A 19,092-nucleotide genomic window follows, 5' to 3' on the forward strand; every position below is an offset into this window, starting at 1 on the left:
CTGATAGACATTGCCTTCGGAACGTCTGGTGCCCGTGGGAGGCGCCAGGGGAAGAAGGACGAACGGAGGAAGTGCTTTGTCCCAGGCTCGCGAGGCCCGCCCCAGTGAGGAGACGGATGACCGGTATCGCGCCCTCTTCGAGTCCATGGATGACGGCTATTGCCTCATGCAGCTGCTCTTCGACGAGCAGGACCGGCCCGTCGACTACCGGTTCCTGGAGGTCAACGCCACCTTCGAGGAGCAGACGGGCCTGAGGAACGCGGTGGGCAGGACGGCGCGAGAGCTCGTCCCCACCCTGGATGAGTCCTGGTTCCGGCTCTACGGAAAGGTGGCCCTCACCGGGGAGACGGCCCGCTTCGAGAACCACGCTCCGGCGATGGGACGCTGGTTCGAGGTGTCCGCGAGCCGCGCGGGCAGGCCCGAGCTGCGCCAGGTGGCGCTCGTCTTCAAGAACGTCACCGAACGGAAGCTGGCGGAGGCGAAGCTGCAGGAGAGCGAGGCCCGCTTCCGCAACATGGCGGACCACGCGCCCGTCATGCTCTGGGTGACCGACGCCGAGGCCCGGTGCACCTACCTGAACAAGAGCTGGTACGAGTTCACCGGGCAGACCGAGGCGACGGGGCTGGGGCTGGGGTGGCTCACGGCCGTCCACCCGGACGACGCGAAGCGCTCGGCGGAGGTCTTCCTCGCGGCCAACGCGCGGCGGGAGTCGTTCCGGCTCGAGTACCGCCTGCTGCGCAAGGATGGCGAGTACCGCTGGGCCATCGACGCGGCCAGCCCCCGCTTCGGTCCGGACGGGGAGTTCCTGGGCTACATCGGGAGCGTCCTCGACATCACCGACAGGCGGCGGGTGGAGCAGGAACGCGAGGCCCTGCTGGCTCGCGAGCAGGAGGCGCGCGCCCAGGCGGAAGAGGCCAACCGCATCAAGGACGAGTTCATCGCCACGGTGTCCCACGAGCTCCGGACGCCGCTGTCCGCCATGCTCGGCTGGGTGCAGATACTGCGCGCCGGCACGCTGCTCCCGGAGAAGCGCGAGCGGGCCCTGGAGACGATTGAGCGCAATGCGCGCGCCCAGGCCCAGCTCATCGAGGACCTGCTCGACGTCGGCCGCATCCTCTCCGGGAAGTTCAAGCTCGCGGTGGAGCCCGTCCGCGTCGGCGCCGTGGTGGAGCAGGCGATTGAGACGGTGCGGCCCGCGGCCGAGGCGCGGGACATCCGCCTGCAGGCCGCGCTCGACTCCACGAGCAGCGTCATGGGTGACGCCATGCGGCTGCAGCAGGTGGTGTGGAACCTGCTGTCCAACGCGGTGAAGTTCACCCCCAAGGGCGGCCGGGTGCAGGTCTTCGTGGAGCGGCGCGAGTCCTCCGTGGACATCACCATCGCGGACACGGGCCAGGGCATCACCCGCGAGTTCCTCCCGCATGTCTTCGAGCGCTTCCGTCAGGCGGATGGCGGCACCACGCGGCGCGTGGGAGGGCTCGGGCTCGGCCTGTCCATCGTCAAGCACCTGGTGGAGGCGCACGGAGGGACGGTCACCGCCTCCAGCGAGGGCGAGGGCCTGGGAGCCACCTTCGTCGTGCGCCTGCCCCTCTCGGTGGCCATGAGGCGCGAGCTCAACGTGCCTTCGTCCCTGCGCGTGGAGGCGCACGGGACGGAGCTGCGCTGCCCGCCGGAGCTCGCCGGACTGAGCGTCCTCGTCGTCGATGACGAGGACGACACCCGGGAGCTGCTCCGCGCGTTGCTGGAGGGCTGCGGCGCGCGCGTGAGGCTGGCCAGCTCTTCAGCCGGAGGGCTGAGCGCGGTGCGAGAGGAGGCGCCGGACATCCTCATCTCGGACATCGGCATGCCGGAAGAGGATGGGTACACCTTCATCCGCAAGGTCCGGGCGCTGCCATCGGGAGACCCGGCCCGGCTTCCCGCCGTGGCGCTGACGGCCTACGCGCGGATGGAGGACCGAGCGCGCGTGTTGCTCTCCGGCTTCCAGAACCACCTGCCCAAGCCGGTGGAGCCGCTGGAGCTCCTGGCGGTGCTGGGCTCGCTCGCGAAGCGACGCAAGGGCGGGGACTGAAGCCCGCCCTCGCGCGGGCCCTCAGTCCGGGTAGCTGAACGTCAGCGGCAGCTTCACGTCCGGGTGGAGGCTGCGGGCCACGGGGCAGCCGTGGGCCGTCTCCTCCATGCGCTTGCGCTGCTCGGCGGTGAGGCCCGCCGGCATCTGGAGCTCCAGCACCAGCTCGCCGATGCGGCGCGGGGGCGGCGTCATCCGCTTCTCCACGCGCCCGCGCACCTCGCCCAGGGCAATGCCCTCGCGCGAGGCGACCAGGTGCATCGTCGTCACCGCGCAGGACACCAGCGCCGCGCCCACCATGTCCGTGGGCGAGAAGCTTCCTCCGGTGCCGCCGTTGTCACGCGGCGCCTCGGTGACGGCCACCGTGCCGGACGGGCCATGGGTGAGCTGCGTCTTGAACTGCGGCTGGCTGACCACGGTCATCACCACGCCCGTGGCGGGCGTCTGCGGCTGGCTCATGTCGGCGCTCCTTGGAGACAAAGCGGGTGCTGCAAGCGGCTCAGCGGACGAACGCCTCGTGCTTCTTGGCGTCGCCCTCGGTGGAGGGCTCCGCGTCCTCCACGCTCCAGTCCAGCGTCTTCATCAGCGACTTGCGGCGCTTCTGCACGTCCCCATCCAGGAACGAGATGGCGTCCGCCATCCGGTCCATCAGCCGCATCGGCTTGCGCTTGTTCTTCGGCTCGTTCAGCAGCGCGTGCGTCAGCCAGGGGAACACCGCCGTCACGTCGCAGTGGACGTACACGGAGCCGGTCTCCACCGCCTCCACCGACACCTTGCCCCAGGTGTGGCCCTCGCCGGCCGGGCAGCTGGACAGCGCGCCGTTGTCCACCGGGTCCACGCAGAACTGCACGTCGATGTCGAAGCCCGTCGTGGGGACGTTGAGGATCTGGTCCAGCAGCGGCTCGCCCTGCAGCGTGTAGTTCTTCGGCACGCCGCCGCCCAGAATCCAGATGGCCAGCCGCTTGCTGCCGTTGTGCCGGCAGAAGTGCTGCATGGCCGCCATGGAGTAGACGTCGTCGTTGATGTCGAGCTCGAACTTGAACTCGTCACCGAGCAGCCGCTTGAGCTTCACGACGTTGAGGAAGATGGAGCCGTCCTGCACCGCGCCCACCCAGATGGGCACCGCGTGCTTGTAGGCCGTGGCCAGCAGCGACGGCTGCTTCACGCCGAGCTTCTTCTCAATCTGGTAGATGGCCTTGCCGAGCAGGTAGTGGAACTCGGGGGTGGTCATCTTCTTCTGGAACTCGGGGCCGCGGATGATGGCGGAGAAGAGCCGGTCCGTGTCGAGCAGCGCCTCCTCCCAGAAGCCCAGGTCGTAGATGCGGATGATGCGCGCCAGGCGGTACTGGAGGTCGCCCGCGTTCGGGTTCACCTCGCGGATGGCGTGGCCGATGATGCGGTGGGCGTCGTGGTAGAGGTTGGCGCCCGTCGTCGTAATCGCGGAGATGATGCCCTTCTCGATGAGGGGAATCAGGCAGCTCTGGTGCAGGCCCGCGGGCGTCATCGCGCCGGACAGCGTTAGGAAGATGGAGGCGTCCTGCTCCATCGACTGGGACATCAGCTCGAAGGCCGTGCGCTCCTGGCGGCCCACGTAGGCGCTGAAGGCGTGGGCGAGCAGCTCCGCCGGCTTCTCCTTGCCGGTGATGGGGCGGGGATCCGCCTTGCGCGCCCCGGAGTACGCGGCGCGAAGGGACTTCTTCGGGTTCGAGGAGGTCTTGGCCATGGCGCGGCACATAGCACCGCCAGCCCGCCAAGGGGAGCGCCGCCTGTACCCCGAGCGCTACTTGGTGCGCTTCTTCCCGGTGTCGCCGGGGTTGGCCCCGCCGCCCGCGGCCTTGTCCGGCGCCGCTTCGGGCTCCGGAAGGCCCAGCACCCGGTCCCTCACCTGCTCGGCGGACAGGTGCGCCGTGTCGGACACCACACAGGAGACGTACGCCAGCTCCGCCAGCGCCCGCCGGGAGCGCTCACGCACCGCCGGGTCTTCCGAGCCCAGCTCGTCGGAGGCCGCGGAGACGTAGCTGCTCGCCAGTGACTCGAAGAGGTACACCCGGTTCTCGATGGTCCCATCGTTCTTCTTGCCCATAGGCCGGCCACTCTAGGCACCGGCCTCGCGGGCCGGGGAGACCGCTCCCGGTGCCCGGTGCCGGACTGTCGGCGCCCGACACTCCACCGGGGCGGCGCGCCCGGCAGCCAACACCGGGGCACGTCCCACTCTCGGGAGGAAGCGCTGCGGCGGGAGGGCCAACGTCTTAAGTTGGTGTGAAAGCGAGCAAGGGTCACGTAAGGGTGACTTCCACCGCCCGCCCGGGAGCCGCACCGTGATTGACCTGCACTCACACACCACCGCGAGCGACGGCCAGTACCCGCCGACGGAGCTGCTGACGCGGGCGGCGGCGGCCGGGGTGACGGTGCTGGCGGTGACGGACCACGACACGGTGGCGGGGCTGGCGGAGGCGGCGGAAGCGGCGCGCGCGCACGGGGTGGAGCTGGTGCCGGGCATCGAGGTGTCCGCCTTCATCCACGGCCGCGAGGTGCACATCCTGGGGCACTTCGTGCGGCCCGAGGACGAGGACATCGCCCGCTTCTCCGAGCGGCTGCGCGGGGAGCGGGAGACGCGCATGGAGGCCATGCTGGAGCGGATGCGGCAGCTCGGCTACCCCGTGCGGATGGAGCACGTGCTGGAGGTGGCGGGCAAGGCGCAGCTGGGCCGGCCCCACCTGGCGCGGGTGCTGGTGGAGCGCGGCTGGGCGGTGGACGTGAAGACGGCCTTCGACCGCTTCCTGGGCACGCGCGGCGCGGCCTGGGTGGACCGGTACAAGCTGGACGGCGCGGAGGCCATCCGCCTCATCCGCAAGGCGGGCGGCACCGCCACGCTGGCGCACCCCGGCTCGTCGCGCATGGAGCGGCTGGAGATTCGCGCGCTGGCGAAGGCGGGGCTGGCCGGGCTGGAGGTGCTGCACTCGGACCACAACCCCAGCGTGCGGAAGAAGTACCTGGGGCTGGCGAAGGAGTTCGACCTGGTGCCCACCTCCGGCAGCGACTTTCACGGCGAGGCCGTGTCCCCCGACCACAAGCTGGGTGACGCCGCCATGCCGCCCGAGCTGTTCGCGAAGCTCAGGGCCCGCGCGGCGGCCTGAGGCCGGAAGGACCCCTCCCCTCCCGAATCGCTAAATCTGGGAAAAAGAGAGGAACTCGGTTTTTTTGCTACGCTGGCCTCCTCATGGAGTGCCCGAGCGAGACGACACTGAGCGACTTCCTCGAGGGCCTGCTTCCGGAGGAGCAGCGCACACGGGTCCTGGCGCACGTGGAGGGTTGCGAGAGCTGCCAGGAGCACGTGGCGATGGGTGCCAGCTCCACGGCGGGCACGCCGGACGCCCCCGAGGAGCGCCCTCCCCTGGCCCAGGGCTCCACGCTCTCGCGGTACGTGGTGCTGGAGCGCATCGGCCGGGGCGCCATGGGCGACGTCTACGCCGCCTATGACCCGGAGCTGGACCGGCAGGTGGCCCTCAAGCTGCTCCGTCCGGAGGGCCGTCACCTGGAGGAGCTGCGGGTGCGGCTGCTGCGCGAGGCCCAGGCCCTGGCCCGGCTCGCGCACCCCAACGTCGTCACCGTGCACGACGTGGGCGTGGCCGGGGACTGCCTCTTCCTCGCGCTGGAATTGGTGGAGGGCACCACCCTGTCCGAGTGGCTGAGGCAGCCGCGCCCGAGGGACGAGGTGCTGCGCGTCTTCCGCGATGCGGGGCGCGGGCTGGCGGCGGCGCACGCGGCGGGGCTGGTGCACCGCGACTTCAAGCCGAGCAATGTCCTCGTCGGGCAGGACGGCCGGGTGCGGGTGACGGACTTCGGGCTGGCCCGCCCCTCCAACCGGGGGCTCCGTCCCCGAGACGCCTCCGCGGCGCCGACGCGTGTCCCGCACGGGCCGGCGCCGCTGACCCGCACAGGCGCGCTGGTGGGCACGCCCGCGTACATGGCGCCGGAGCAGCAGCAGGGCCAGGGCGTGGACGCGCTGTCGGACCAGTTCAGCTTCTGCGTCGCCCTCTACGAGGCGCTGCATGGCGTGCGCCCCTTCGAGGGCCTCAACCTGGAGGAGCTGGCCCAGGCGGCGCGCGAGGGCCGCATCCGTGTGCCGGAGCGCGAGGCGAAGGTGCCCGCGAGGCTGCGGCGCGCGGTGCTGCGTGGCCTGCGTGCCCGGCCGGAGGAGCGCTTCCCGTCCATGGACGCGCTGCTGGCGGAGCTGGCCCCGCGACGGGCCCTGCGCATCCGCGCATGGGTGGCCGCCTCCGCCGGAGCGGCCAGCCTGCTGGGACTGACGGTGGGCTACGTGGTGGCGCACCGGGACGAGGCGCGCTGCGCGCAGGAGGCAGAGAAGCTCGCCACCGTGTGGAGCCCGGAGCGGCGCGAGCGCCTCCGCGAGGCCTTCCTCGCCACCGGCAAGCCCTACGCTGCCTCCGCCTGGGAGACGGTCTCCACCGCGCTGGACGCGCAGGCCACCGCGTGGCGCGCGCTGCGCACCGACACCTGCCTGGCGGCGAGTGACGCCCCCAGCGCCTCGTGGCAGACGACGGCCTGCCTGGACACGCGGCTGTGGCACCTGGCCGCAATCACGGACGTGCTGGAGAAGGCCGACGCGCAGATGGTGCAGAACGCGCCCCAGCTCGTGGCCTCGCTCGAGGGCGTCTCCGGGTGCACGGACGCGACCGCGCGCGCCACCCGGCCGCAGCCTCCGGACGCCCTGCGCCCGCGCGTGGACGCGGCCCGCCGCCGGCTGGTCGAGGTCCGCGCGTACATGGACGCGGGCAACCATGCTCCGGCACTCGAAGTGACGACGGCCCTGCTCCAGGACCTGAAGGGACTCAACTACCGCCCGCTGGAGGCCGAGGTCCTCACCGCGCACGGCCACCTGCACGGCCTCGCGGGCAAGCTCAAGGAGGCGGAGGAAATCCTCTACCGGGCCCTGTGGGCCGCCGAGGCCGGGCGCGACGACGAGACGGTGGCCCGCGTGTGGGGCCTGCTGCTGTGGGTGGTGGGGGACCAGATGGCGCGGATGGAGGAGGCCAACCGGCTCGTCCACCATGCGCGCGCCGCGGTGGACCGGCTGGGCCGAGAGCGCTTCCCCGCCATCGCCATGGACCTGCACCTGCGCATGGGCGGGCTGATGATGGTGCAGGGCAAGCTGGACGAGGCGGAGGCGGAGTACTCACGGGGGCTGGAGCTGGCGCGCAAGGCCAAAGGTCCCGAGCGCCTGCGCACCACCTACTTCCTGTCCGGGCTGGGCCGGGTCCGCTCGCGCCAGCTCCGCGCCGGGGAGGCGCTGGACTTGTACCAGCAGGCCCAGGCCCACGCGCTCCAGGAGCGACAGTGGAGCCCCGAGCACCCGGTGCTCGCGCTCAACCTCAACAACATCGCCACCGAGCTGCTGGCCCTGGGCCGGATGGACGAGGCGCTCGCCACCTTCCAGCGCTCGCTCGCGCTGCTGGAGGCCGCGCGCTCCAAGGACCACCCGAGCCTGGCCGCCCCGCTCAACAACCTCGCCGTGCTCCTGCGGCGCGAGGGCCGGCTGGACGAGGCGCGACAGCACGCCCAGCGCGCGTTCGCCATCTTCGAGAAGAGCAAGGGCCCGGACCACCCCAGCACCGCCACCGCGCTCGGGGGGCTGGGGATGGTGGCGTACGACTCGCACCAGCTCGACGAGGCGCTCGCGTACAACCAGCAGGCGCTGGAGCGGCTCCAGCGCGGCATGGGGGCGGACACGCCACGCGTGGAGATGCCGCTGCGCAACCTGGCCCTCATCCACCTGCGCGCGGGCCGCACCGCCGAGGCGCGGCGCGCCCTGCTGCGCGCCCTGCAAGTGCTGGAGAAGGAGAATGGCCCGGACAGCGCGGTGACGTGCGGCGTGCTGAGAGACCTCGGCCGCGTGGACATGGCCACGGGCGCATGGAAGGCGGCGCTCGCGCACTGCCAGCGCACCCTGAAGCTCGACGAGCAGACGCAGGGCGCGGAGAGCCCGGACGCCGCGCTGGACCTCGCCTGTCTGGGGGAGGCGCACCTGGGCCTGGGTGCTCCGGAGCAGGCCGTGCCCCTGCTGGAGCGCGCCCGCCGCATCGACGCGAAGGCGCGGCTGGACCGGCGGGACGCGGCGCGGGTCTCCTTCCTGCTGGCGCAGGCCCTGTGGGAGCGGCGCGCGCCCGAGGAACGGGCGCGCGCCATGGCCCTGGCGGCAGAGGCCCGGGGCTGGCTGGAGGCCCAGGGCATCCGGGCCCGCTCGGAGCTGCGAGAGGTGATGGCCTGGCAGTCCCGGCATCCGACCTCGGTGAGCGAGGCCACGCGATGAAGCCGCCCGAGACTGGCGGCCCCCTGACGGAGCTGCTGCTGGCGCACGCGCCCCCGGAGCGTCACGAGGCGCTGCGCGCCATGCCAGGACTGGAGGCCCTGCTGGAAGAGCACGTCGCGAAGGGCCGGGCGGCGTGGCCCGACGTGACGCTCACGACGAAGGACTTCCTTCGCCACCTGGCGCGGCACCTCCCTTCGGAGGACACGCTGCACCAGCTGCGCGCCGACGACCTGTACCTCGCGTGCGCCTGTGCCGCGGGAGAGCCCCAGGCCCTGCGCCACTTCGAGCACCACATCCTGCCGAAGGTGGCCTCGCGGCTGGGACAGTCCCCGGGAGCCACGCTGGACGAGGTGCTCCAGGTGGCGCGCCAGCGGCTGCTGCTGGGCGTGGCGGGGACGGCGCCAAGGATTGCCGAGTTCTCCGGCCGGGGCACGCTGACGGGCTGGGTGCGCATCGTCGCCTCGCGCATCGCCCAGGAGCTGCGCAGCCAGGCCGGCCGCCAGGAGCTGTTCTCCGAGCCCCCCCAGGCCCTGGAACGGCTGTTATCGCGCGACGACCCGGAGCGGGAGCTGCTCCAGGCGCACTCGCGCAAGGTCCTCACCGACTCCCTGCAGGCGGCGCTCGCGGACCTCACCGAGCGCGAGCGCGCGCTGCTGCGCCTGCACCACCTGCACGGCCTCACCATGGACCGCATCGCGACGATGTACCGCGAGCCCCGCTCCAGCGTGGCGCGCCATGTGGCCCAGGCCCGCGAGCGGCTCCTGAAGCTCACCCACCGCGAGCTGGCCTCCCGGTTGAAGCTGAATGGTCAGGAATTGGAGAGCCTGCTGGGCCTGGTCCAGAGCCGCCTGGACCTCAGCCTCCACCGGCTGATGGACTGAGCGCGTCGGGAGGCCTCGCGGAGCCCCAGGTCCGAAGCTGCTACGCTTCGCGCCATGGACCCGATTGATCCAGACGTGGTGACGTTCTTCCAGGGGCTCTTCAACGGAGTGCTGCTGGGAGCGCTCGCCTATCTCTTCGTGCGGTACGTGCTGGGTGGCCTCTTCACGGTGGACCAGAACGTGCGCGCGGTGAAGGTGCGCCTGGGGCGCGCCGAGCGCCTCTCCGCGAACCTCACCAACCGCGACGGCCCGCTCTCCGAGGGGCTCGCCCGCACCGACGAGGAGCGCTACGTCTACCCGCAGCTGCGCGTCATCTCCTCCGGTGGCCCCTACTTCAAGTGGCCCTGGGAGCAGGTGCGGAAGATCTCCGTGGCCACGCAGACGCTCAACATGGCCCATGACCCGGAGTCGCCGGAGGCCAACCAGGGTGGCACCATGGTGGACGCCGTCACCAAGGACCAGCTCAACACCGGCCTCACCGGGCAGATCCGCTATCGCGTCTCGGAGAAGAACCTCTACGCCTTCCTCTTCGGCGTGAAGAACCCGGTGGCGCACGTCATGGGCTTCTTCGTCTCCATCCTCCGCCAGCGCATCGCCAACTTCGAGGCGCCCGCCGCCGCCCGCGAAGCCGACAGCCTGGAGGCCAGCGTCGTGTCCGGCGTGTCCATCAACGACCTGCGCAAGAACCTGAGGGACCTCAACGAGCACATGGACCACGAATGCCGCGGCAGCGAGGCGCGCTACGGCGTGGTGCTGGAAGCGTCCCTCATCACCGGCATCGACCCGCCGCAGGAGGTGGAGAGCGCCCTGGCCGCCATCAACACCGCGCACAACCACGTCTCCAGCGACATCAGCCTCGCGCAGGCCTCGGCGGACCAGAAAATCGTCCAGAGCCGGCGCGCGGTGGAAATCGAGACGCTCAGGGCCCAGGCGGAGGTGGAGCCCCTGGCGGCCCTCTCCAACGAGCTCGCGCTGCTCAAGCGCAGCGGCCCCGGCGCGCTCCAGGCGTACCTGCGCAACATCCGTCTGGGGCTGTACCAGAAGGCCCAGGCGGTGGTGATGGGGGTGAAGCATGGTTAGCACGCTCATCGGTGCCTTCATCGGCTTCTTCGGCATGGCCATTGGCCTGCCCATCTTCTTCGCGCTGCTGCGGCTGTTCGGCGTCTACGCCATCGTCCACGAGCGCACCTGCCGGGTGTACGTGCTCTTCGGCTCGGTGGTGTGCACGCTGGACGAGCCCGGCCTGCACTTCCTATGGGCGAAGCTCGGGTGGAAGGCGCTCATCGTGAACCTCGTGGGCCGCTGCCAGGTGGTGGACCTGCGACTGGACCAGCAGTACCTGCGCAGCCAGGCGGTGAACTCCGAGGAGGGCGCGCCGATGGGCATCGGCATCTGGTACGAGATGTACGTCTCGGACCCGAAGCGCTTCCTCTTCGAGAACGCGGACCCGCGCGGCAGCCTCGCCGCCAACGTGAGCAACGCCGCCGTGCGCTGCCTGTCCAACATGAAGCTGGCCGCCATGCTGGAGACGCGGCACGAGATGAGCCGCACCGTGCGCGCCGAGGTGAGCCCGCAGAGCCACGAGTGGGGCTACAAGCTGGGCAGCGTCTACGTGCGCAAGGTCCACTTCCGCGACGCGCAGATGATTCGCCAGATTGAGGAGAAGGTCGTCAACCGGCTGCGGCAGGTGACGAGCGCCATCCGCCAGGACGGCGCCAACCAGGTGAGCATCATCACCAGCACCGCCGAGCGGCAGAGCGCCGTGGAGTTCGCCCGCGCCGCGGCGCTGCGGCCCCAGATTGTCGGCTCGGCGCTGAGGAAGATTGGCGAGGACCCCGAGGTGCTGGAGGCCACCTTCGAGCTGCTGGAGACGCAGCGGCTGCTGGAGAGCGGCGCCCAGCTCACGCTGATACCCGACGGACAGCGCGGGGAGCTGCTCTCGCAGCTGCTGGCGGCGCGCGCCGTGAATCGGGCGTAGCGGCACGACGAAGACCTGTCAGGATGAACCCCCTCTTCCACCAAGCGAGCGAAGTGATGGCGAAGCGCCCCGACCGAGACCTGGAGAAGACCTACCCCCGCAAGGAGTTCGTCGCGAAGCTGCGCCGGCTGGCGGATGCCATCGAAGCCGGCAAGGCCTTCAGCATCCAGGTCGCCGGCGAGCGCCTGCGCATCCCCGCCGACGCGCTCTTCAACATCGAGCATGAGCGCGAGAAGAACGTGGACGAGGTGGAGTTCCAGCTCCGATGGAAGCGCGAGTGAGTGGAGGCTAGCTCCGCGTCGTCTTGAAGCGGCTGGTGACGGCCGTCAACCCCTCCGCCACCGCCTGCAGGTCCTGGGCGATGCGGGTGGTGCGGCCCGTCGCGTCCACGCCCTGCTTCACCAGCTCCGCCACGTTGCGCGCGCCCTGCACGGCCTGCTCGCTGGACTGGCGCTGCTGCCTCGTGGCGATGGTGATCTGCCGTGCCGCCTCGCTGGTGCCTCGCGCCAGCTCCACGATTCGCTGGAACACGGAGGAGGCCTGCTCCGCCACCTCCACGCCCCGGTCGCTGGTGGCCATGCCCACCCGCGCCTTGGACGCCGCCTCCTCGCCCGAGTCCTGCACCTTCTCGACGATGCGGGCGATGTCGCGCGCGGAGGCCGACACGTTCTCCGCCAGCTTGCGCATCTCCGCGGCCACCAGCGAGAAGCCGCGCCCCACCTCGCCCGCCTTGGTGCCCTCCAGCGCCGCGTTCAGCGCCAGCAGGTCCGAGCGCTCCGCCACCTGGTTGATGACCTGGGCAATCTTGGAGACCTGCTGCAGGTCCTGGTTCAGGCCGACAATCGCGTCCGCCACGCCCTTGGACTCGGTGCGGATGTCGTTGATGCCGGCCACCACCTGCGCCACCACCGCCATGGCCTCGGCCACCGCCTCGTGCGTGCGCCGCGCGCTGGACTCCACCACCTCGGTGGAGCTGGAGATCTGCTCCGCCGTGCGGCTCAGCTCCTCGAAGGTGGCGGCAATCTGCTGCGCGTAGGCCGCCTGCTGGCTGATGACGTGCTCCTGGTCCGCGGACGCGCCCATCAGCCCGCGCGACGCGCCGGAGAGCTGGTCCGTCCGGGACACCATCTCCATCACCGTGGCGCGCAGCGTGCCGAGCATCTGGTTGAAGGACTGCGCCATCTGGCGGACCTCGCCGCTGGCGGGCACGTCCAACTCCGCGCGCGACATGTCCCCGCGCGTCACGTCCCGCACCACGTCCGTCACCCGGGACACGGGCTCGCCGAAGTTGCGGCTGATGAGCAGCGCCAGCAGCAGGCCCAGCCCCAGCGCCCCCAGCACCGCCAGCACGTACCACTTCAGCTCCTGCAGAGACGACACCGGCTCATCGGCGCCGAAGCCCGCCACGTACGTGGAGGCCCCGCTCGCGCAGCGCACGACCACTTCCTCGCGGGTCGGAATGCGCGACGACTCGCAGCTGCCCGGCGCCACCGGGTCCTGGTCCGGCACCTGTCCTACGAACGGAGGCTCGCCGCGCGAGTACCTTACCGTGCCATCCGGACCGATCAGCGCCTGGTAGTGCACGGTGAAACCGCGGTTCCCCGACTCCGGATCCCGGGCCTCCACCAGGGAGAGCACATCCTCCAGCCGCGCCTGCGAGCTGGAGGTGCTGTCCGCCGCGAGGACCACCGGGTGCCGCGCCACCAGCAACCCCACCACCTTGACCCGCTTCTCCAGCAACTTCATGGTGGTGTCCTGCTGCTGGCTGGGGAAGTACACGCCGCAGAAGGCGGCCACCGCCAGACAGGGCACGAGCACCGCGATGGCCACCTGCATCCGCAAGCTGAGCCGGCCCCACATGCGTGTCTTGCTCCCGGAAGGAATGATCCACGCCGACGCTGGCGCCCACCGACGGTAGGCGCCCCTCTCCGGAGCGTCAAACACGCCCCTGGCAGGGGGACGGCGCGCCCCCTGGCCGGGAGACGGCACCGCCCCTGGCCAGGGGACGGAGGGGCGGGCGGGCGCCGGCCGGCTGGAGCGCCGGGCGTGGGCGGGAGACCGAAAAGCTCCGCTTTTCGCCGTCATCTCAAGGGGTTGGAGCACTCCCGGAGGGGACTTTCCCTTTGACTTGGCGCGGAAGGTGCCATTAGGTTCCGCGCGCGATGACTCCCACTCCACTCTCGCCCTACCTGCCGCTGGCGGTCGTCCTGCTGCTGGCCGGTGGCATGGCGATGCTCATTCCCCAGATCACCACCCGCCTGGGGCCCCGGCGTCCGAGCGCCATCAAGTCCACCAGCTTCGAGGCCGGCTCCGAGTCGACCGGCCCGGCACGCCAGCGCTTCGCGGTGAAGTTCTACGTCGTGGCCCTGCTGTTCATCGTGTTCGACGTCGAAGCGGTGTTCCTGTACCCCTGGGCGGTGAACTTCCAGGCGCTCGGCTGGTTCGGGTACGTGGAGATGCTCGTTTTCGCGGTGACGCTCGTCGTGGGCCTTATCTACATCTGGAAGAAGGGCGCCCTGGACTGGGAGAGCTGAGACATCATGGCTGACACTGACATTGCCCCCGTACTGGCCACCCGTCGCGACGAAGCCATGGGCTTCTTCCAGCGCATGGTCTCCAAGGGCCTGGGCTGGGCCCGCAAGTATTCGCTGTTCACCTACCCGTACGCGACCGCGTGCTGCGGCATGGAGTACATGTCCGTGGCGGCGAGCCGTCACGACATCTCGCGCTTCGGCGCCGAGTTCCCCCGCTTCTCGCCGCGCCAGGCGGACCTGCTCATGGTGGTGGGCACCATCAACCTGAAGCAGGCCCCCATCCTCAAGCGCGTGTACGAGCAGATGGCCGAGCCCAAGTGGGTGGTGGCCTTCGGCGTCTGCGCGTCGTCGGGCGGCTTCTACGACAACTACGCGGTGCTCCAGGGCATCGACCGCATCATCCCGGTGGACGTCTACATCCCCGGCTGCCCGCCGCGTCCGGAGCAGGTGCTGGACGGCCTGATGCTGCTCCAGGACAAGATTGGCAACCAGGTGCACCGCATCGCCGACCGCGAGCAGCCCAACGCGACGGCCGCGCGGCACGACCTGCTGCTGTCCATGGGCAAGTAACGAATCACGCGCCCCACGCGCGGTACTCCGGGCCCCGTCTGCCTCCCCTCGAAAGAGCGGAGGCGCCGGGGCCCGGGTCTTTTCCAGCGTCGCCTACCAGCGGTGGTACGCGGGGTGGCCCGGCTTCACGGCGACGAAGGTGCCGCGGCAGGTGGCCGTCACCTTCCCGCCCGCCGTCATGGTGCCTTCGATGATGGCGCGGTCGCCCTGGATTTCCACCGGCTTCGCCTCCAGGTGCACCGGCCCCGTCATGGGCGTGGGGCGCTTGAGGGTGATGGAGTAGTCGGCGGTGACGGTGCACGGCGGCGAGTCCGCGCCCTGGGCCTTCATCAGGCCGTACGCCGCCGTCCAGTTGCAGTGGCAGTCCAGCAGCGCGCCGATGATGCCGCCGTTGAGGACGCCGGGGAACGCCTGGTGGTGCTCGGCGGGAGTCCAGTCCGCGACGACGAGCTCACCCTCCACGCGGCTGCGGATGCGCAGGCCCTGCGGATTGGCCGGACCGCAACCGAAGCAGCTGTTGTGGGGTGCGTAGCGTTCCTGGAGGCATGGACTGTCTGGGGTCGTCGACATGGCCCGCCACCTTACGCCAGCCGCCCTCCGGCGTAAGGCCCTGCACGGCGTCCAGCCACGCCTCCAGCGCGTACGCGTCGGGGCCCTCACACTCGCCCTCGCAGGTGCGCAACATTCCTCCGTCCCCGCGGGGCCGGTCCACCCACCAGCGCCGCCCATCGAAGGCGCCCCGGTCCTTCTCTCGGAGAATCGCGGCGTGGGCCGGCTCCCCCATCTCCACCACACCGTCAGGGCGGATGCGGTACGCGTCGAAGGCGCGCGGCGCACCGGGCCAGTGGCCCGCGTCGAACACCTCCGGCAACACGTGCGTGAAGCCCGTCTCCGCGTACAGCGGCAGCGGCTCCCACCGCTCCGCCGGCTCGCCGCGCAGCAGCGGCGCCAGCGAGACGCCGTCCACGTCCGGCATTGGAGGCAGGGCCGACAAGTCCAGCACCGTGGGCCCCACGTCCACCAGGCGCACCAGCGCGTCCACCACCGCCGGCCCGCTGCCCCGCCCACGCGGAGGCTTCACCGCCAGCAGCACGCGGTACTCCTCGTCGGACAGCCGCGCGCCATGCACCGGCGTGGCGCCCGCCAGGTCCGGCCGGTCCGCGTGGAAGCTCTCGCCGTGGTCCGACAGCAGGACGATGAGCGCGTCGTCGTAGCGCCCGGTGCGCCTCAGCGCGTCCAGCAACTCGCCCACCTGAGCGTCCGCCTGCGCGAGCAATTCGTCGTAGAGCGCCTCCGCCCCCTCGCGGCTCCACCCGCCCTTCGCCCCCGGCGACACCGGGGCGAAGTGCATGCGCAGCCGCCGCTCCAGCGGCTCCGAGGGCGGAACGAAGCGCCGGTAGAAGGGGTGGACCGGGTCGCCCGGGAAGTGCGCCGCGGTGGCGTGGAAGGCGAACAGCGCGGGGCCCTGGCGGGACTCCTCCACCAGCCGGGACGCGAGCCGCTCCGCGTAGCCCATGGGGTCATGGATGCCGGCCAGCGCGCGGTTGTCGATGAACTCGGGCACCCACGCGGCCCCGAGGGCATGGTCCGCGAAGACGCCGAGCGCGCGGTAGCGCAGCTTCTCCAGCAGGAAATTCACGGCCCCGCGCGGCGGCTGCAAGCGGGTGTCGAAGCCGGAGGCCGGCCCCTCCGCGTGGAAGCGCGAGCAGTCGGTGGCGAACACCGTGCGCCAGCCGGCCTGGGCGAAGGTTGTCGGGAAGGTGGGCTGCAGCCGCAGCCGCGAGTCCGCCGTCAGCGCGTAGCGCACGCCGGTGGTGTGAGGCCAGCGCGCGGTGAGCATCGAGCGCCACGCGGGCTCCGTCTGGGCGATGGGCGTGTACGCGCGGGTGAAGAGCGTCGCGTCCTCCAGGAAGCGCTCCACGTGCGGCGCCACCTCACCCGTGCCGCCCTGCGACTTCAGCCGGTCCGGCCGGAACGCGTCGATGCCGATGACCACCACCAGCGGATGCCGCGCCTCCCGCGTCCCCAGCCGCCCCGCTCCGGTCAGCAGCAGCGCCGCGCCCACCGCCACCGTGGCCCCCGCCACCCACCGCCGCCCCGACACGCCCGAGCGCGTCACCCACGCCACGCCATGGAGCAGCAGCCACGCCACCGCCGCCGCGCGCGGGTGCCAGGGCTGGCCATGCTCCACCAGCCACGCCAGCAGCGGCCGCACCGCGGGCAGGTCATCGAAGAGGGCGGGACGGGCAATGGCCCGGTCCCACGCCAGCAGCCCGAGCAGCACCAGGCCCTCCGCCAGCGTCGTCAGCGCGCCCGCCACCCCACCCCGCTTCGACTTCCACGCTCCCGCCAGCACGCTCGCCAGCATGGCGAGCACCGCCCCCGCCACCGCGTACACCGTCGCAACGCGCAGCAGCAGCGCGGGCACCACCGGACGCACGGCCGCGGCCAGCGCGGCGTACGGGCCGTCCACGGGGATGTCCACGCCCACCAGCCCCGAGCGCAGCAGCAGCCACGACTCCCCCGCGAACAACATCAGCCCCAGCGAGGCACCGGACAGCAGGCGCCACAGCAGGGGACGGAGGGTGCCGGACAGTGAGGAAGCGGACATGCGTCCGCGTCTATACCCGATTGCAACAGTCCCGCCACGGTTGGGGCGCCAACCTTCACGAAACGTGCGTGACCCCTGGGGCCGGTGCAAGATTGGAGGCTTGAACGACGTGGACAGGGCGTCCGCCCCGGGGGGAGACAGCGTGCAGTCGCTCCAGCCCGAGGGGAGCCAGGACTCGGTGAGCCGCGCGCTGGAGGACGAGCGCCTCCGCAACGCCCGGCAGATGGCGTGGATCCGCTTCGTCGCCGTCACCCTCCTCTTCGGCGTGTCGGCGTACCTGGGCGTCTTCCGGGGTCTGGACGACTGGGCCGTGTATCTGAAGACCTTCGCCGTCTACTGGGTGCTCACCACGGCTGTGGCCGTAGCGGTGGCCAGGACGACCCGCGCGGCGCGGTGGGCCGGCCTGACGCTGGCCTTCGTGGACGTGCCGGCGGTGTATTGGCTCCAGCACCTGGCGATTCCGGTGTCGCCCTCACCCGGAGGCGTGGCGGGCTTCACGCTGGGCATCTACGCCGTGCTGGTGCTGCTGGCCGCCCTGTCCCTGCGCCGCTCGGTGACACTGGTGGTGACGGTGATTGCGGCCCTCGCGGAGGTGCGGCTCCAGCAGGAGGCCGACATTGGCGTGGGTGCGCAGGTGGCGGCGGTGGTGGTGCTGGGGGTGGCCGCGGCCGGGGCCCGGCACCTGCTCAACCGCATCCGCGCCCTGTCCGCCGCCGTCTCCGAGGAGGAGCTGAAGCGCGCCCGCCTGGGCCGCTACTTCTCCCCGTGGGTGGCCGAGCACCTCCAGCACCAGGCCTCGCCTGCCCCCGAGCTGCGCGAGGTGACGGTCCTCTTCGCGGACCTCCGGGACTTCACGGCGATGAGCGAGCGGCTGCCGCCCGAGCAGGTGGTGGAGATCCTCAACGAGTACTACGGCCGCATGGTGGAGGTGGTGTTCCGCAATGGCGGAACGCTCGACAAGTTCATCGGGGACGCGCTGATGGTGTACTTCGGCGCCCCGCTGGACGACCCCGAGCATGCCACCCACGCCGTGCGGTGCGCCCTGGAGATGGTGACCGAGCTGGAGGCCGTCAACGCCGAGCGCGCCGCCCGGGGCGTCCCCGGCCTGCGCATGGGGGTGGGCGTCCACTCCGGGCCGGCCATCCTCGGCAACATCGGCTCCATCACCCGCCGCCTGGAGTACACCGCCATTGGCGACACGGTGAACCTGGCCAGCCGGATTGAAGGGCTCACCAAGAAGGCCGGCGTCCCGGTCCTCGTCTCCCAGGTCACCCGGGAGCGGGTGGGCAGCGCCTTCCTGTGGGAGGCCGTCACCAGCGCCCTGGTGCCCGGCAAGAGCCAGCCGGTGGCCACCTTCGTCCCCTCCCACCCGCCGGCCGGCCCGCCTGGAACGGGGGGTGTACCCCCCTGATCCATTCCCGCGCCCGAGGTCCGCACGGCCCCCTGGCTCCCGGGCTCCAACACGAGCTTCTGGGCCTCCTAAGTGGCCTACATGCCTGAGGGTTTACGTTGACGCCCCCCTCCGGGGGTCCTTATAAAGCCGCCGATTCTTCTCCCTCAGTCATTGGGGCCCCCTTGAGCACTTTTGCGTTGGACAGGGTCTCCGCCCAGCTCCCGGAGGCGGTGGCGGATCGCTACGTTGACCGGACCGGTGGAGCCTGGGCCGTCATCCATGCGGACTCTCTTCCCAAGGTCGCTGCCTTCCTGAAGAACGACCCGGAGCTGGAGTTCAAGCTCTTCGGTTCCATCGACGCCGTCGACCGCCTGCACCTGGCGGAGTGCGACCCGCGCTTCGAGGTCGTCTACTTCCTCTACTCGCTCAAGCGGAACGAGCACGTGCGGCTCAAGGTGCGCGTGAGCGAGAGCACGCCGGTGGTCCCCTCCCTGACGTCGCTGTTCCGGGGCGCCAACTGGTGGGAGCGCCTGACGTTCGACTTCTACGGCATCCGCTTCGACGGCCACCCGGACCTGCGCCGCATCCTCCTGTACGAGGAGTTCCAGGGCTACCCCCTGCGCAAGGACTACGCGCTGCGCGACCGGCAGCCGCTCATCCCCGAGCGCCCCATCAAGGACATCTTCCGCGGTCCCGGCACCAGCGGGATCTCCTGATCTGCTGAGGACA

At 71.2% G+C, this 19,092-nt stretch carries 17 protein-coding genes; 11 read left to right on the forward strand and 6 right to left on the reverse strand.

Annotated features, from left to right (window positions below):
• Positions 1-76: 76 nt before the first annotated feature.
• Positions 77-2,068, forward strand: a complete 1,992-nt coding sequence (locus tag G4D85_RS28580; RefSeq protein WP_240359549.1) for a PAS domain-containing hybrid sensor histidine kinase/response regulator — start codon at positions 77-79, stop codon at positions 2,066-2,068.
• A 21-nt stretch (positions 2,069-2,089) separates the two neighbouring features.
• Here G4D85_RS28580 and G4D85_RS28585 read toward each other — a convergent pair whose 3' ends face one another.
• From G4D85_RS28585 to G4D85_RS28595, 3 genes are read right to left on the reverse strand one after another with little or no spacing between them, the layout of a single operon-like run.
• Positions 2,090-2,524, reverse strand: a complete 435-nt coding sequence (locus G4D85_RS28585) for an OsmC family protein (RefSeq protein ID WP_164017183.1) — start codon at positions 2,522-2,524, stop codon at positions 2,090-2,092.
• A gap of 40 nt (positions 2,525-2,564) precedes the next feature.
• The gene (locus G4D85_RS28590) at positions 2,565-3,788 is read right to left on the reverse strand and encodes a deoxyhypusine synthase family protein (protein WP_164017184.1); all 1,224 of its coding nucleotides are present in this window, start codon (positions 3,786-3,788) and stop codon (positions 2,565-2,567) included.
• A 57-nt stretch (positions 3,789-3,845) separates the two neighbouring features.
• A complete protein-coding gene (locus tag G4D85_RS28595) occupies positions 3,846-4,148 on the reverse strand; it encodes a hypothetical protein (protein WP_164017185.1) in 303 nt (100 codons plus the stop codon).
• Positions 4,149-4,383: 235 nt separating this feature from the next.
• Here G4D85_RS28595 and G4D85_RS28600 point away from each other — a divergent pair, with 235 nt between their 5' ends.
• The 6 genes from G4D85_RS28600 to G4D85_RS28625 all read left to right on the forward strand — a co-directional run bounded on the left by G4D85_RS28600 (position 4,384) and on the right by G4D85_RS28625 (position 11,536).
• Positions 4,384-5,202: a PHP domain-containing protein gene (locus G4D85_RS28600; protein WP_164017186.1), complete on the forward strand. Its 819-nt coding sequence runs from the start codon at positions 4,384-4,386 to the stop codon at positions 5,200-5,202.
• Positions 5,203-5,285: 83 nt separating this feature from the next.
• Entirely contained in the window at positions 5,286-8,396 is a 3,111-nt protein-coding gene (locus G4D85_RS28605) for a tetratricopeptide repeat protein (RefSeq protein WP_164017187.1), read from the forward strand.
• On the forward strand, positions 8,393-9,277 hold the full coding sequence (locus G4D85_RS28610) for a sigma-70 family RNA polymerase sigma factor (protein ID WP_164017188.1): 885 nt from the start codon (positions 8,393-8,395) through the stop codon (positions 9,275-9,277). Before G4D85_RS28605 ends, G4D85_RS28610 begins: the two co-directional genes overlap by 4 nt.
• Before the next feature lie 54 nt (positions 9,278-9,331).
• Positions 9,332-10,357 carry an SPFH domain-containing protein gene (locus tag G4D85_RS28615; RefSeq protein WP_164017189.1) on the forward strand — a complete coding sequence of 342 codons (1,026 nt, stop codon included), beginning with the start codon at positions 9,332-9,334 and terminating at the stop codon, positions 10,355-10,357.
• Entirely contained in the window at positions 10,350-11,255 is a 906-nt protein-coding gene (locus G4D85_RS28620) for an SPFH domain-containing protein (protein ID WP_164017190.1), read from the forward strand. Before G4D85_RS28615 ends, G4D85_RS28620 begins: the two co-directional genes overlap by 8 nt.
• Before the next feature lie 56 nt (positions 11,256-11,311).
• The gene (locus tag G4D85_RS28625; protein ID WP_164017191.1) at positions 11,312-11,536 is read left to right on the forward strand and encodes an amphi-Trp domain-containing protein; all 225 of its coding nucleotides are present in this window, start codon (positions 11,312-11,314) and stop codon (positions 11,534-11,536) included.
• 7 nt (positions 11,537-11,543) lie between these two features.
• Here the strand turns inward: G4D85_RS28625 and G4D85_RS28630 are convergent, their stop codons facing one another.
• Positions 11,544-13,115 (reverse strand): methyl-accepting chemotaxis protein, encoded by a 1,572-nt coding sequence (locus G4D85_RS28630; RefSeq protein ID WP_164017192.1) that lies wholly within the window; start codon positions 13,113-13,115, stop codon positions 11,544-11,546.
• Positions 13,116-13,417: 302 nt separating this feature from the next.
• Between G4D85_RS28630 and G4D85_RS28635 the strand changes: the two genes are divergently transcribed.
• Both G4D85_RS28635 and G4D85_RS28640 read left to right on the forward strand, forming a co-directional pair.
• The gene (locus G4D85_RS28635) at positions 13,418-13,789 is read left to right on the forward strand and encodes an NADH-quinone oxidoreductase subunit A (RefSeq protein WP_164017193.1); all 372 of its coding nucleotides are present in this window, start codon (positions 13,418-13,420) and stop codon (positions 13,787-13,789) included.
• A gap of 6 nt (positions 13,790-13,795) precedes the next feature.
• Complete coding sequence (locus G4D85_RS28640; RefSeq protein ID WP_164017194.1) at positions 13,796-14,359, forward strand: NADH-quinone oxidoreductase subunit B; 564 nt, start codon at positions 13,796-13,798, stop codon at positions 14,357-14,359.
• Positions 14,360-14,452: 93 nt separating this feature from the next.
• Here G4D85_RS28640 and G4D85_RS28645 read toward each other — a convergent pair whose 3' ends face one another.
• Complete coding sequence (locus G4D85_RS28645; RefSeq protein WP_205525753.1) at positions 14,453-14,821, reverse strand: PaaI family thioesterase; 369 nt, start codon at positions 14,819-14,821, stop codon at positions 14,453-14,455.
• The gene (locus G4D85_RS28650; RefSeq protein WP_164017196.1) at positions 14,811-16,970 is read right to left on the reverse strand and encodes a sulfatase-like hydrolase/transferase; all 2,160 of its coding nucleotides are present in this window, start codon (positions 16,968-16,970) and stop codon (positions 14,811-14,813) included. The genes G4D85_RS28645 and G4D85_RS28650 overlap by 11 nt, the downstream gene beginning before the upstream one ends.
• A 109-nt stretch (positions 16,971-17,079) precedes the next feature.
• Between G4D85_RS28650 and G4D85_RS28655 the strand changes: the two genes are divergently transcribed.
• Positions 17,080-18,381, forward strand: a complete 1,302-nt coding sequence (locus tag G4D85_RS28655) for an adenylate/guanylate cyclase domain-containing protein (protein ID WP_240359550.1) — start codon at positions 17,080-17,082, stop codon at positions 18,379-18,381.
• A gap of 179 nt (positions 18,382-18,560) precedes the next feature.
• Positions 18,561-19,079: an NADH-quinone oxidoreductase subunit C gene (locus G4D85_RS28660; RefSeq protein ID WP_164017394.1), complete on the forward strand. Its 519-nt coding sequence runs from the start codon at positions 18,561-18,563 to the stop codon at positions 19,077-19,079.
• The last annotated feature ends 13 nt before the right edge of the window (positions 19,080-19,092 follow it).

Source organism: Pyxidicoccus trucidator (assembly GCF_010894435.1).
GTDB lineage: Bacteria > Myxococcota > Myxococcia > Myxococcales > Myxococcaceae > Myxococcus > Myxococcus trucidator.

Excerpts from the sequence above, each read along its gene's own strand:
- G4D85_RS28630 (WP_164017192.1), bottom strand. The coding sequence starts at position 13,115 with ATGTGGGGCCGGCTCAGCTTGCGGATGCAGGTGGCCATCGCGGTGCTC.
- G4D85_RS28635 (WP_164017193.1), top strand. The coding sequence starts at position 13,418 with ATGACTCCCACTCCACTCTCGCCCTACCTGCCGCTGGCGGTCGTCCTG.
- G4D85_RS28650 (WP_164017196.1), bottom strand. The coding sequence starts at position 16,970 with ATGTCCGCTTCCTCACTGTCCGGCACCCTCCGTCCCCTGCTGTGGCGC.
- G4D85_RS28610 (WP_164017188.1), top strand. The coding sequence starts at position 8,393 with ATGAAGCCGCCCGAGACTGGCGGCCCCCTGACGGAGCTGCTGCTGGCG.
- G4D85_RS28590 (WP_164017184.1), bottom strand. The coding sequence starts at position 3,788 with ATGGCCAAGACCTCCTCGAACCCGAAGAAGTCCCTTCGCGCCGCGTAC.
- G4D85_RS28595 (WP_164017185.1), bottom strand. The coding sequence starts at position 4,148 with ATGGGCAAGAAGAACGATGGGACCATCGAGAACCGGGTGTACCTCTTC.
- G4D85_RS28605 (WP_164017187.1), top strand. The coding sequence starts at position 5,286 with ATGGAGTGCCCGAGCGAGACGACACTGAGCGACTTCCTCGAGGGCCTG.
- G4D85_RS28585 (WP_164017183.1), bottom strand. The coding sequence starts at position 2,524 with ATGAGCCAGCCGCAGACGCCCGCCACGGGCGTGGTGATGACCGTGGTC.
- G4D85_RS28640 (WP_164017194.1), top strand. The coding sequence starts at position 13,796 with ATGGCTGACACTGACATTGCCCCCGTACTGGCCACCCGTCGCGACGAA.
- G4D85_RS28615 (WP_164017189.1), top strand. The coding sequence starts at position 9,332 with ATGGACCCGATTGATCCAGACGTGGTGACGTTCTTCCAGGGGCTCTTC.
- G4D85_RS28625 (WP_164017191.1), top strand. The coding sequence starts at position 11,312 with ATGGCGAAGCGCCCCGACCGAGACCTGGAGAAGACCTACCCCCGCAAG.
- G4D85_RS28620 (WP_164017190.1), top strand. The coding sequence starts at position 10,350 with ATGGTTAGCACGCTCATCGGTGCCTTCATCGGCTTCTTCGGCATGGCC.